11 protein-coding genes are annotated in these 12,087 nt (G+C 63.6%); all 11 read left to right on the top strand.

Annotation, left to right across the window (positions count from 1 at the left end):
* Positions 1-13: 13 nt before the first annotated feature.
* The 11 genes from DUGA2_RS01900 to DUGA2_RS01950 all read left to right on the top strand — a co-directional run bounded on the left by DUGA2_RS01900 (position 14) and on the right by DUGA2_RS01950 (position 12,083).
* The gene (locus tag DUGA2_RS01900) at positions 14-1,492 is read left to right on the top strand and encodes a GGDEF domain-containing protein (protein ID WP_070266910.1); all 1,479 of its coding nucleotides are present in this window, start codon (positions 14-16) and stop codon (positions 1,490-1,492) included.
* 140 nt (positions 1,493-1,632) lie between these two features.
* Entirely contained in the window at positions 1,633-2,154 is a 522-nt protein-coding gene (locus tag DUGA2_RS01905; protein WP_070266911.1) for a PRC-barrel domain-containing protein, read from the top strand.
* Positions 2,155-2,262: 108 nt separating this feature from the next.
* On the top strand, positions 2,263-3,339 hold the full coding sequence (locus DUGA2_RS01910; RefSeq protein WP_070266912.1) for an ABC transporter substrate-binding protein: 1,077 nt from the start codon (positions 2,263-2,265) through the stop codon (positions 3,337-3,339).
* 75 nt (positions 3,340-3,414) lie between these two features.
* Positions 3,415-4,845 carry a circularly permuted type 2 ATP-grasp protein gene (locus tag DUGA2_RS01915; RefSeq protein WP_070267095.1) on the top strand — a complete coding sequence of 477 codons (1,431 nt, stop codon included), beginning with the start codon at positions 3,415-3,417 and terminating at the stop codon, positions 4,843-4,845.
* Between the two features lie 9 nt (positions 4,846-4,854).
* Positions 4,855-5,805 carry an alpha-E domain-containing protein gene (locus DUGA2_RS01920; RefSeq protein WP_070266913.1) on the top strand — a complete coding sequence of 317 codons (951 nt, stop codon included), beginning with the start codon at positions 4,855-4,857 and terminating at the stop codon, positions 5,803-5,805.
* A gap of 17 nt (positions 5,806-5,822) precedes the next feature.
* Positions 5,823-6,626 carry a transglutaminase family protein gene (locus DUGA2_RS01925; protein ID WP_070266914.1) on the top strand — a complete coding sequence of 268 codons (804 nt, stop codon included), beginning with the start codon at positions 5,823-5,825 and terminating at the stop codon, positions 6,624-6,626.
* Positions 6,627-6,668: 42 nt separating this feature from the next.
* Positions 6,669-7,544: a peptidase gene (locus tag DUGA2_RS01930; RefSeq protein WP_070266915.1), complete on the top strand. Its 876-nt coding sequence runs from the start codon at positions 6,669-6,671 to the stop codon at positions 7,542-7,544.
* A gap of 93 nt (positions 7,545-7,637) precedes the next feature.
* The gene (locus DUGA2_RS01935; protein ID WP_070266916.1) at positions 7,638-8,048 is read left to right on the top strand and encodes an Hpt domain-containing protein; all 411 of its coding nucleotides are present in this window, start codon (positions 7,638-7,640) and stop codon (positions 8,046-8,048) included.
* A gap of 565 nt (positions 8,049-8,613) precedes the next feature.
* Positions 8,614-9,033, top strand: coding sequence for a hypothetical protein (locus DUGA2_RS01940; RefSeq protein ID WP_070266917.1), 420 nt, complete (start codon positions 8,614-8,616; stop codon positions 9,031-9,033).
* Positions 9,034-9,137: 104 nt separating this feature from the next.
* A complete protein-coding gene (locus DUGA2_RS01945; protein WP_070266918.1) occupies positions 9,138-10,049 on the top strand; it encodes a LysR family transcriptional regulator in 912 nt (303 codons plus the stop codon).
* 105 nt (positions 10,050-10,154) lie between these two features.
* Positions 10,155-12,083, top strand: coding sequence for a serine protein kinase (locus DUGA2_RS01950; RefSeq protein WP_070266919.1), 1,929 nt, complete (start codon positions 10,155-10,157; stop codon positions 12,081-12,083).
* The last annotated feature ends 4 nt before the right edge of the window (positions 12,084-12,087 follow it).

The following is a 12,087-nucleotide window of genomic DNA, read 5'->3' on the forward strand; positions in this document are numbered from 1 at the left end:
CTAGGATTTACCTATGAGAAATACCCAGCCATCCACTGAGCTTCCACAGATGGCGCGCGCGGTGTCGGTGCGGCGACTGTTCCGCCACGGTAATCGGCGCGAACAACTGACCATCGCAGCCTTGTGGCTGGCGTCGCTGGCCGCCAGTATTGGGCTGGGGCTGGCTTCCGTGATCTACAAATGGTCCGGCCTGCCGCTGGAGCTGGGCGGGACCGAGCTCTACATTACTGTCTATCCGCCGCTGGTGATCTGCCTGCTGTGGACGCTGACCTGCGGCTGGTGGTGGGGCGCGATTCCCGCTTATCTTGCGACGTTGACGCTGGCCCTGTACGGCGGCATGCCGTGGCCGTGGGCGCTGATGTTCAGCGCCGCCAATCCGCTCGGTTTCGCCGTCATGGGCCTGGGCTACCGCGCGATCGCCATCAGCCGCAACCTGACCAGTATCGGTGCGATGCTGTTTTACGTGCAGCTGTCGTTCGTCGCCTCCATCTTCAGCTCCAGCGGCGCGCTGGTCTGGTGTTATACCAACCGTATCGATTCGACCGCCCTGCTGCCGATCTGGCAAGGCTGGTGGCTGGGCGCCTTCCTGCAAAGCGTGTTCCTCTGCGCGCCGGCGATGGCCGTGCTGTGGCCGCGCCTGGAACGGTGGCAGCAGGCGCGGCCGCAATTGCTGGCCGATGCCGGCGCCGATCCGCGCGGTTCGGTGCTGCGGCTGCTGGGCTGCGTCGCCATCGGCGTGCTGATCTACGGTTTCGTGACGCTGAAACTGGCCGACAATCTGCTGCAGGTACAGGCGGCCGGCATTCCTGCGGCGCTGGCGCGCTCCCTGGAGGTGGCGCGCGATACCACCTGGGCTTTCTACTGGGTGTTTGCGCTGATCATCGTGTTCATCGCCGTCTTCGGCTACCACATGTTCATCCACTGGCAGACGCTGACCAACAAGCTGCTGAGCGACCTGCGCCATGCCAACCAGCGGCTGTACATGCTGGCCGGCACCGACAGCCTGACCGGCCTGCACAACCGCCGCGTGGCGGACGAGCGCATCGCCGCCGAATGGCAGCGCGCCCAGCGGCTGGGCCTGCAGGCGGCGCTGGTAATGATAGACATCGACCATTTCAAGCAGATCAATGACCGCCACGGCCATCCCACCGGCGACGAAGCGATCCGTATCCTGGCGTCGGAGATCCGCGCCCTGTCGCGCGAGATCGACAGCGCCTGCCGGTATGGCGGCGAAGAGTTCCTGATCATCCTGCCGCAGGCCGATGCCGACGGCGCCCATACCTTTGCCGAACGGTTGCGCACCAGCGTGGCGGCCATCCCCGTGCCGAGCGAGCATGGGGCCTTCCACTTCACGGTCAGCGTGGGCATCGCCTTGTTCGACGCGGAGGAAAGCGGCCATGACGCATGGATAGAGCGCAGCGACAGCGCCCTCTACCAGGCCAAGCGCGAAGGCCGCAACCGGGTGGTGTCGCCGGCAGCCGTGAACGTCTGAGTTTGGTTCCCCAGGAACTCAGCACTGTCCTACACCGACACCGCACGCGCACCTATACCTGTACGGTCGCGCTCCAAGCATGATGAGTCCTGTCACCGCGTTACCGAATGCGGGACCTTACTCACCATCTGGAGACCACCATGAGCTACCTAGACCGCGATACGTATGGCATTTACAGCGACACCTCGGACAACAGCGGCCCCGGCCCCCGCCTGATGGGCGCCGACACGCTGATCGGCGAGGACGTCTACAACCACCAGGACGAAGACCTGGGCGACATCAAGGAAATCATGCTCGACATGCGCCACGGCCAGGTTGCCTATGCGGTGCTGTCCTTCGGCGGCTGGCTGGGCATGGGCGACAAGCTGTTCGCCGTGCCATGGCAGGCATTGCAGCTGGACACCGCCAACAAGCGCTTCCTGCTGGACGTCTCGAAGGACCACCTGAAAAACGCACCTGGCTTCAACAAGGATAACTGGCCGGACATGGCCAGCACCGAATTCAGCACCCAGATCCACGACTTCTACGGCACCCAGCAGAACGTGCCGGGCGCCCGCACCGCCAGCGGCAGCGTGATGGGCAGCAGCAGCGGCAGCCTGCAAAGCGACCCGGGCTACAGCGGCAGCAGCTCCAATCCCGGCAGCGGCAGCGGCAACCTGTAGCAACTGGCCCACAGAACGCGCACATTGGCTCGTCAAGGCATGCGATAGCAAGCATGCCTGGCGGGCATCTCTGGTCTAATTGTTGCATTGACAGCAATTAGACCCACCATGCAAAAATCCCTCGCCATCCCCCTGCTCGCGCTGGCCCTCTGTGCCGGCAACTCCCTCGCGTTTGAACCGCTGCCGCCGGAAACCATGGACGATACCCGTGTCTTCAAGGTCGAAGTGCTGCAGGTCACGGATATCGAACCCTATCAGGAAGCCTATAACGGCTTCATCAAATCGCTGCAGACAAGCGGCCTGGTGGCCGGCAAAAACCTCAGCATCCACCGCGTGGCGATCGATTTCGACGTCGAAAAAGGCGGCTTCTGGAGCAAGCTCGGCGTGCTGCTGCGCATCCGCCAGGAGACCGGCCGCATCGTCAACGCCAAGCCCGACCTGGTGCTGACCATCGGTACGCCGGCCACCAAGTACGCGCGCGGCATGCTGGCCGATGCGCATATCCCGCTGGTGTTCACGGCAGTAGCCAATCCCGAGGATGCGGGCTGCGTGTCGCTGGTCGACGCCGGCGAAGGCGTGACCGGCTCCACCCTGTACACCGACATGTCCGACTCGCTGAAGCTGGTCAAGGATGTGTTTCCCAATGTGCGCCGCATCGGCATGGTGCACACCGACGACGAGAACGGCGTGGCCAATGTGGCGGCGGCGACCCGCAACGGCAAGCCGCTGGGCCTGGATGTCAGTTCCCGGCTGGTGAACAAGACCGCCCATATCGCGCCATCGCTGAAGGAACTGTATGGCGCCGGCCGCGGCGTCGAGATGTTCGCCGTGCCGCTGGACACCTACTACGGCCTGCACCGCTACGAGGCGGCCATCGACCTGGGCGAGTTCGGCATCGAGAACAAGGTGCCGGTGGTGACGCTGGCGATGGTGCGCGTACCCGGCGCGGCGCTGTACGTGGGCGCGGACTTCACCCAGGTCGGCCGGCTGGCCGGCAACCAGGCCGCCAAGATCCTGCAGCGCCACACCAAGCCCGACGTGATGCCCATCCTGCGCCAGGAGACGCCGACAGTGATGGTCGACCCTGCCCGGATGGCGGCGCTGAACGTCAGCCTGCCGCCGGCCCTGATAGCCCGCAAGACCGAGACCAGCAGCGGCTTCTGGCAGATCGACCTGGCCAAATAGGCGCACCAAAACCGGGCATTTCGTCTGGCACGTTTCTTGATAGAAGTTAAACGTGTTCAACAGGGAATGTCCGACATGGCTAACTTCTTCAACGAAATGACCGCCGACGGCCTGGCCCACCATGCCAGCGCCGAGGTCCGCGAACACTACCGCGAGTTCTGCGGCTGGCTGCAGCGCCAGCCGGCCGAGACCATCGAACGCAAGCGCGCCGAGGCCGACCTGACCTTCCGCCGGGTCGGCATCACCTTCGCCGTGTATGGCGACGACGCGGGCACCGAGCGCCTGATCCCCTTCGACACCATACCGCGCATCATTCCGGCGGCCGAGTGGAAGCAGCTGCAAACCGGGCTGGTGCAGCGCGTCCGCGCGCTGAACATGTTCATCCACGATATCTATCACGACCAGAACATCATCAAGGCGGGCATCATCCCCGCCGAGCAGATCTACCGCAACGCGCAGTACCGGCCGGAGATGCAGGGCATCAAGGTGGTGTCGGACATCTATGCGCATATCGCCGGGGTCGACATCGTGCGCGCCGGCCAGGGCGAGTTCTACGTGCTGGAAGATAATCTGCGGGTGCCGTCCGGCGTCTCCTACATGCTGGAAGACCGCAAGATGATGATGCGGCTGTTCCCCGAGCTGTTCGCGCGCAACAAGATCGCCCCGGTCGACCACTATCCCGATCTGCTGCTCGACAACCTGCGTTCGGTCGCGCCCATGGGCATCAACGACCCGACGGTGGTGGTGATGACGCCGGGCATGTACAACTCGGCCTACTTCGAACACGCCTTCCTGGCGCAGCAGATGGGCGTGGAACTGGTCGAGGGCAAGGACTTGTTTGTCAGCGACAACACCGTGTTCATGCGCACCACGCGCGGCCCCTGGCGGGTGGACGTGATCTATCGCCGGCTGGACGACGATTTCCTCGATCCGCTGGCGTTCCGTTCGGATTCCTCGCTGGGTGTGCCGGGGCTGCTGTCGGTGTATCGCGCCGGCCGCGTGACGCTGGCCAACGCCATCGGCACCGGCGTGGCGGACGACAAGTCCATCTACCCGTTTGTGCCGGACATGATCAAGTTCTATCTGTCGGAAGAGCCGGTGCTGAACAATGTGCCGACCTACCAATGCCGCAAGAAAGAGGATCTGGCCTACACGCTGGCCCATCTGCCGGAGCTGGTGGTCAAGGAAGTGCACGGCGCGGGCGGCTACGGCATGCTGGTCGGGCCGGCCTCGAGCAAACAGCAGATCGAGGACTTCCGCCAGCGCCTGCTGGCCAGGCCGGACGGCTACATCGCCCAGCCGACGCTGGCCTTGTCGGCCTGCCCGACCTACGTCGAGAACGGCATCGCGCCGCGCCATATCGACCTGCGCCCGTTTGTGTTGTCGGGCAAGACCATTTCCATGGTGCCGGGCGGCCTGACCCGCGTGGCGCTGCAGGAAGGTTCGCTGGTGGTGAACTCGTCGCAAGGCGGCGGCACCAAGGATACCTGGATTTTGGAACGCTAAGGAGACCCCATGTTAAGCCGCACCGCCGATCATCTGTTCTGGATGGCGCGCTACACCGAGCGCGCCGAAAACACCGCCCGCATGCTGGACGTCAACGTGCAAACGTCGATGCTGCCGCAGTCCGACGAGGAAAACCTCCAGGGCTGGCGGGCCATGCTCGGCATCTCCGAGCTGCAGTCCGCCTTCGACCGCAAGTACGATACGCTGGAAGCGCGCGCCGTCATCGATTTCATGGTGCGCGATCCGGACAATCCCTCCTCCATCGTGGCCTGCCTGACCGAGGCGCGCGAGAATGCCCGCGCGGTGCGCGGCACGCTGACCACGGAAGTGTGGGAAATCCAGAACCAGACCTGGCTCGACATGCAGAAGCGCTTGAACAGCGATCTGCTGGAAACCGATCCCAGCAAGTTCTTCGAGTGGGTCAAGTTCCGTTCCCACCTGTCGCGCGGCGTCACGGTCGGCACCATGTTGCGCGACGAGGCCGTGCATTTCATCCGGCTGGGCACCTTCCTGGAGCGGGCCGACAACACCGCCCGCATCCTGGACGTGAAGTTCCACGGCGGCGGCGCCGACAACACCGGCGAGGCCATGACCCAGCGCGACTTTTACTACTGGGGCGCGTTGCTGCGTTCGGTATCGGGCTTCGAGATCTACCGCAAGGTGTACCGCGACGTCATCACCCCGGCGCGCATCGCCGAGCTGCTGATGCTGCGCGCCGACATGCCGCGCTCGCTGCTGGCCTGCATGGACGAGGTGGTGCAGAATCTGCGCGAGGTGCGCAACGATGTGTCGGCCGATACCGAACGCTGCGCCGGCAAGCTGCACGCGGAGCTTCAGTTCGGCAAGATCGACGATATCCTCGCGGCTGGCCTGCACGACACCCTGACCGGCTTTTTGTCGGACATTTATCAACTGGGCAACCGCGTCAGCCGCGATTTCCTGGTGCCGCTGGCGGCTTGACGACACGAGGCCATGTTATGCAACTGACGATACGCCATGAAACCCGCTACACCTACAGCACGCCGCTGGCCTACACCATCCAGCAGCTGCACCTGACGCCGCGCGTGGAGGCGCAGCAGCACGTGCTGTCCTGGCAGATCGCCATGCCCGGCCATGTGCATGGGTACACTGACGCCTACGGCAACCTGTCGCACATGATGACGATGAACCTGCCGCACCAGGGGCTGGCCATCGTGGCCGGCGGCGTGGTCGAGACCAGCAGCCCGAAACAGGGCCGCATACCCAATGGCGACAGCCTGTCGCCGCTGATCTACACGGTGTCGACGCGGCTGACGGAGCAGACGCCCGGCATCCTGGAGCTGGCCGCGTCCTGCCTGCCGGAAGGCAAGGCGCAGACCAGGGACTTGATGTGCCTGGCGGAGCACATCTTTGGTGCGGTCCGGTATCAAAGCGGTGCGACCGCCGTCACCACCACGGCCAGCGACGCGCTGGCGCTGGGCCAGGGCGTGTGCCAGGACCATGCCCACCTGTTCCTGGCCTGCTGCCATGCGCACGGGATACCGGCGCGCTATGTGTCCGGCTATATCGACCCGGAAACCAGCGACCACGCGGCCAGCCACGCCTGGGTCGACGCCTGGGCCGAGGACCGCGACTACAGCGGCTGGGTCAGCATCGACGTGACCCACGCGCGCCTGATGACGGATGCGTATTGCCGCCTGGCCATCGGCCGCGACTACGATGCGGCGGCGCCGGTGCGCGGCGTGCGGCGCGGCGGCGGCATGGAGTCGATGAGCGTGGATGTGCAGATCGTGCCCCAATGAGGGGTGTACAATATTTATTCTTCTAATCAATAACTTGCAACGATGACCTATTGTGTGGGCATGCGCCTGGATGCCGGGCTGGTGTTTTTATCGGATTCGCGCACCAACGCCGGAGTGGACCAGGTGGGCACCTTCCGCAAGATGAGCGTGTTCGAGATACCCGGCGAGCGCATGATGGTGATGATGACCGCCGGCAATCTGTCGATCTCGCAATCGATACGCCAGCTGGTGGCCGAGCAGCAGAACGCCGACGGCCGCAGCATCTGGAGCGCCACCAGCATGCACGAAGCCGCCCGCATCCTGGGCGACGCCGTGCGCCAGGTGCATGAGCGCGAAGCCAAGGCGCTGGCCGAGTTCGGCATCGACTTCAATGTCAGCATCATTTTCGGCGGCCAGATCAAGGGCGAGCGCTGTCGCCTGTTCCAGATCTATTCGGCCGGTAACTTCATCGAATCGCACGACGAAAGCACGTATTTCCAGATCGGCGAGGCCAAATACGGCAAGCCCATCATCGACCGCGTGGTGACGCCCGCCACCAGCCTGGACGACGCCGCCAAGTGCGCGCTGATCTCCATGGATTCCACCTTGCGCTCCAATGTGTCGGTAGGACTGCCGCTGGATTTGCTGGTCTACGGTAACGAACAGCTGGCCGTGACCCATTTCGTCACCATCGACGAACGCAACCAGTACTTCCAGATGATACGCAATACCTGGGGCCATCAATTGAAGAGCGTGTTTGAAGGACTGGACAAGCCGGTCTGGGACGCCGCGCCTGAAGCCACCGGCAACGTGTTGCACTCGTCCGCCAGCGGCGGCAAACCGGTGCGCGTGGCGCCGCCGGCCGGCGTGGCGCTGCCGCCGCCGTCCAACACGCCGTTGCAGACGTTGGCGCAGCAATTCCATGATGGACAGCAATAACAGGCCGAAATACTGCATAATTGCAACAATCCAGCACGTAGCGCATGGCTGGAGAGAGTATGATAAATAAAACCCACCTTCATGGAGCGATGCATGTCTGACGCCACCCCGCCGGCAACCGAGGAGACCATCTTTTCGGTCGATACTTTGCTCAAGTACATGGGTAATGACGGCAAGGCGCTGACCATCGTCTCGAAGATCGTGCGCGACGCCTGCGCGCCCGGCATGGCGCCGGTGCAGCAGGCCGCCGCCGCGCTGCGCGAAGAGCGCTACACCGACGCCGGCAAGACGCTGCACAGCCTGCGCGGCTCGATCGGCACGCTGGGCGCCAAGCGGCTGGTGGCGGCCTCGCTCAAGCTGGAGCAGGCCATCGCCGAGCGCCAACCGGATCAAATTCCCCCGCTGTTTGCCGCACTGGAATCCGAATACCAGCTGGTATTGCAGTCAGCCGATGCCTGGCTGCAACGCAACCCGCCTCAAAGCGGACAAACGGCCCAGGCTTAGCCTGACTGGCTCCATACCACTGTCACCGGCGGTAACTGCGGGGTTTGCTCTGCCGCCGTCGATTCCTGCGCCACACTCAACGATTTATCCTGACGCAGAGATTGCGCTCAACTAAATTCGGGCATATTGTTCAGTAAATATGAATTTTTACTTGTGCTGCATTGCAACCAAGGATGTCGCCTCGCGGCTTTTCGCGGCCCCTTAACGAATGGTTACAATTGTTACCCTGAATATCAGCTTGCGTTCAGGAGCGGCAAAAGCTTCGTGATAATATCCCCTCCGGATCAGCAAATGACGGCAGACTAGCAAGGCGATACCTGGCGTGCGCTGTGTTTTTCTGCAATTTTGTAGAATAGAAAGAGGGAATTATTGCGTTTGAGCATCTTGCGCAATTGATAATTTGTCCCGGTGCAAGTATAATGGTGCAATGCGACGGAGCGCGGCAGACGCGCCCGCCGGACTTGAAGCGCCGCAGCAGACGGCCTCGGGTTTTAGCCTTGGACAGAATTGTAGGAAGGCTTTCCTCGCCGACAGTGGTACTGCTTTAACCAAGGGTAACTAAAATATGGAATTATTCAACAAGTCTGGCGTGCTGGTATCGTCGGTACTGGTTCTGGTGGGCGCGTTGATCGCCTGCCAGGCGCAGGAAGACGCGGTGCCCTCGCCGACCGTGATTGAAGCCATGGCCACGCAGTTGGGTCCGCAGGGCCAGGCAGCCGCCGAGCGCCGGCTGCAGGAATGGGCCGATCAGGGCTCCCCGGTGGCCCAGCGCGAACTGGCGCTGCGTTACCTGTCCAACCCCGCCAAACGCAATGAAGCCATGCGCTTGTTCGAACGCGCCGCCAGTGCCGGCGATGCCCAGGCCGCGGTCGGTTTGGTCGGCATGTACCACGGTAACACCGCAGCTGTGCAAAGCGGCAATACCGCGATCAGCGCCAGCCGCGTGATCAAAGAAGCCGCCAACGTGAATTACATTCCGCGCTGAGCGACTTGTCTGCCCCGCCATAGAGCCGCAACACCACCCGGGTGCTGCGGCTTTTTTATTTTCTTGCTGATTTATACTTTATAAAACATGAATGGGAGTCGTGTATGGACAGGTTGCGTGCGCTGGAGGTGTTCGTCGAAGTGGTGCGACGCGAAGGTTTCGCCCGCGCGGCCGATGCGCTCGACACCTCGCCCGCCAACGTCACCCGCTACATCAGCGACCTGGAAGCCCATCTGCAAACCCGGCTGCTGAACCGCAGCTCGCGCAAGATGTCGCTGACCTCCAGCGGCGAGGCGCTGTTCGAACGCGCCAAGTCCATCCTCGACGATGTGGCCGAGGCCGAAGCGATCGTTTCCTCGGCCACCATGCAGCCGCAGGGTGTGCTGCGCATCAACGCGCCGCTCAGTTTCGGCGTGCTGCACCTGGCGCCGTTGTGGGCCAAGTTCATGAAGAAGTATCCCGACGTGCAACTGGATGTGGCGCTGATCGACCGCGTGGTCGATATTGTCGAGGAAGGCTATGACATGGCGATCCGCATCTCGCGCGCCGGGTCGGCGTCCAACGTGGCGCGCAAGCTTGCCACCTCGCGCAACATCCTGTGCGCCGCGCCCTCCTACATCGCCGAGTACGGCATGCCGCTGCAGCCGTCCGATCTGCTGAAGCACCGCTGCATCGGCTACAGCTACGCGGCCACCGCCGACGAGTGGCAGATGCTCGACGCCCAGAACCAGCCGCACGCGGTCAGGGTGGCGTGCGCCATGCACACCAACAATGGCGACACCGCGCGCAGCGCCGCCCTGGGCGGCATGGGCGTGATCTGGCAACCGAGCTTCCTGGTCGGGGCCGACTTGCGCGCCGGCGCCCTGGTGCAGGTGCTACCCGAATTCCACATGCCCGATATCGATGTGCTGGCGGTCTACCCCAGCCGCCGCCACCTGAGCGCCAAGGTGCGGGTGATGATCGATTTCCTGGTCGAGGAATTCGCCGGCACGCCGCCATGGGACCGCGTTGACTGATTTTCAGCCATAAATATCCCCGGTTCCGTTTGACGCGGATCATACGCCCCCGCTGCCCCAGCGCAGATACTTGAATGTGCTGACCACACGGGAGGGAATGGGGCGATGGATCAACGCGAACTATACAGGGAGCAATTGCACGCCTTCACGCGTCAGCACCGGGCGGGACATTGGAGCGGCAGCTTCGCGCAGTTCATGGAACAGGTGCTGCCGGCGGCGCCCTGCCAGTTCGTGCGCAGCTCGCATCAATACATCTGGGACATGTTGTGCTGGAGCGGACAGCAGGGCGAGGACGGCAAGCTGCGCTGCACGCTGTTCGCGGACGAGCTGTTCGGCATCGACGATGCGCTGGCGCGCGTGGCCGACTACTTCAAGGCGGCCGCGGCCGGATCCGAGGTCGGCCGGCGGCTGCTGCTGTTGCTGGGGCCGCCTTCGGGCGGCAAGTCCACGCTGGTGATACGCCTCAAGCGCGGGCTCGAGGAATACAGCTACACCGATGCCGGCGCCCTGTTCGGCATCGCCGGCTGTCCGGTGCATGAATCGCCGCTGCACCTGGTGCCGCACACCATGCGCTCCGGTTTCCGCGCAAGCTATGGCGTGGAGGTGGCGGGCGAATTGTGTCCGCACTGCCGCACCCGGCTTGAGCATGAACTGAGCGGCGACTTCCTGCGCATGCCGGTCGAGCGCATATTCATTTCCGAAGCCGGGCGCAGCGGCGTCGGCACTTATGCGCCGCATGACCCGAATACCGCCGACATCGCCGACCTGGTCGGCTCGGTTGACCTGTCCAAGGTGGCCGAGTTCGGCGACGAGGGCGATCCGCGCGCATGGTCCTGGTCCGGCGCCGTGTATGCCGCCAGCCGCGGCATGCTGGAAATGATCGAAATCCTCAAGGTCAAGCGCGAGTTCCTGTACCTGCTGCTGACGCTGACGCAGGAGAAAAACGTCAAGGTGGCGCGCTTTCCGCTGATCTATCTCGACGAGACCATCCTTGCGCACACCAACCTCGCCGAGTTCCGCAAGTTCCTGCAGGAGAGCGAGAACGAGGGCTTGCTGGACCGCATGGTGATCGTGCAAGTGCCCTACACGCTGAACTATCGCGAAGAGGCGCGCATCTATCGCAAGCTGATCCTGGCGGCCGCGCCCGCCTTCCGCAGCGTGCATCTGGATCCGCATGTGCTGCACGCGGCGGCGGTGTTCGCCGTGCTGACCCGGCTGCACGAGGGCGAGGAGCGCGACGGCGAGCTGTCCAAGCGGGTGCGCATCCATGCGGGCGAGGATGTGGACGGCGTGCACCAGGCCGAGGCGCAGCGGATACGCGGCAAGGACCGGGCGCCGGACGAAGGTCTTTCCGGCGTGTCGCCGCGCTTCGTGATCAATGCCCTGTCGAATGCCATCATCCAGTCGTCCCGCAGCAGCCTGACCACGATGGACCTGCTGCTGGCACTGAAGGACGGCATCGAGAGCGACGCCCGCATCGAATCGGCGCGCAAGCGCAAATGGGTGGACTACCTCGTATTGACGCGCAAGGATTTCTACAACCGCTGGGTCAAGGAGGATGTGCACAAGGCCTTGTTCGTCTCCTTCGAACAAGAGGTGGAGGAACTGCTGGGCAAGTACCTGGACGAGGTCGAAGCCATGCTGGACAACCGGCAGGTGAAAGACCCCATCACCTGCGAGGAGCGGCGTCCGGACGAACGCTTCCTGCGCGCGGTCGAGGAAAAGATTTCGATCTCCGATTCGGGCAAGCAATCGTTCCGGCAAGAGGTGGTGCGCAAGGCCATGAGCGCCTACAAGCGCGGCCAGCCCTTCGGCCTGGGCAGCCACGCGCAGCTGCGCGACGCGTTGCAGCAATACCTGTTCGAGCAGCGGCGCGACGTGTTGCGGCTGGTCAGTTCCAGCAAGCGCCCCGACGACGATGTGCGCGCCAAGATATCCGCCGTGGAGGGCCGCTTGGTCGACGAGTACGGCTACGACAGCCATGGCGCGCGCGAGGCGCTGAACTATGTCACCACGCTGCTGGCGCAGGAATGAGGCC

Origin of the sequence: Duganella sp. HH101, from assembly GCF_001758795.1 — a bacterium.
Lineage (GTDB): Bacteria > Pseudomonadota > Gammaproteobacteria > Burkholderiales > Burkholderiaceae_D > Rugamonas > Rugamonas rivuli.

What these genes read in the sequence shown, in the direction of transcription:
- DUGA2_RS01910 (WP_070266912.1), top strand. Translation starts at nt 2,263, where the DNA reads ATGCAAAAATCCCTCGCCATCCCCCTGCTCGCGCTGGCCCTCTGTGCC.
- DUGA2_RS01930 (WP_070266915.1), top strand. Translation starts at nt 6,669, where the DNA reads ATGACCTATTGTGTGGGCATGCGCCTGGATGCCGGGCTGGTGTTTTTA.
- DUGA2_RS01900 (WP_070266910.1), top strand. Translation starts at nt 14, where the DNA reads ATGAGAAATACCCAGCCATCCACTGAGCTTCCACAGATGGCGCGCGCG.
- DUGA2_RS01950 (WP_070266919.1), top strand. Translation starts at nt 10,155, where the DNA reads ATGGATCAACGCGAACTATACAGGGAGCAATTGCACGCCTTCACGCGT.
- DUGA2_RS01945 (WP_070266918.1), top strand. Translation starts at nt 9,138, where the DNA reads ATGGACAGGTTGCGTGCGCTGGAGGTGTTCGTCGAAGTGGTGCGACGC.
- DUGA2_RS01905 (WP_070266911.1), top strand. Translation starts at nt 1,633, where the DNA reads ATGAGCTACCTAGACCGCGATACGTATGGCATTTACAGCGACACCTCG.
- DUGA2_RS01940 (WP_070266917.1), top strand. Translation starts at nt 8,614, where the DNA reads ATGGAATTATTCAACAAGTCTGGCGTGCTGGTATCGTCGGTACTGGTT.
- DUGA2_RS01920 (WP_070266913.1), top strand. Translation starts at nt 4,855, where the DNA reads ATGTTAAGCCGCACCGCCGATCATCTGTTCTGGATGGCGCGCTACACC.
- DUGA2_RS01935 (WP_070266916.1), top strand. Translation starts at nt 7,638, where the DNA reads ATGTCTGACGCCACCCCGCCGGCAACCGAGGAGACCATCTTTTCGGTC.
- DUGA2_RS01925 (WP_070266914.1), top strand. Translation starts at nt 5,823, where the DNA reads ATGCAACTGACGATACGCCATGAAACCCGCTACACCTACAGCACGCCG.
- DUGA2_RS01915 (WP_070267095.1), top strand. Translation starts at nt 3,415, where the DNA reads ATGGCTAACTTCTTCAACGAAATGACCGCCGACGGCCTGGCCCACCAT.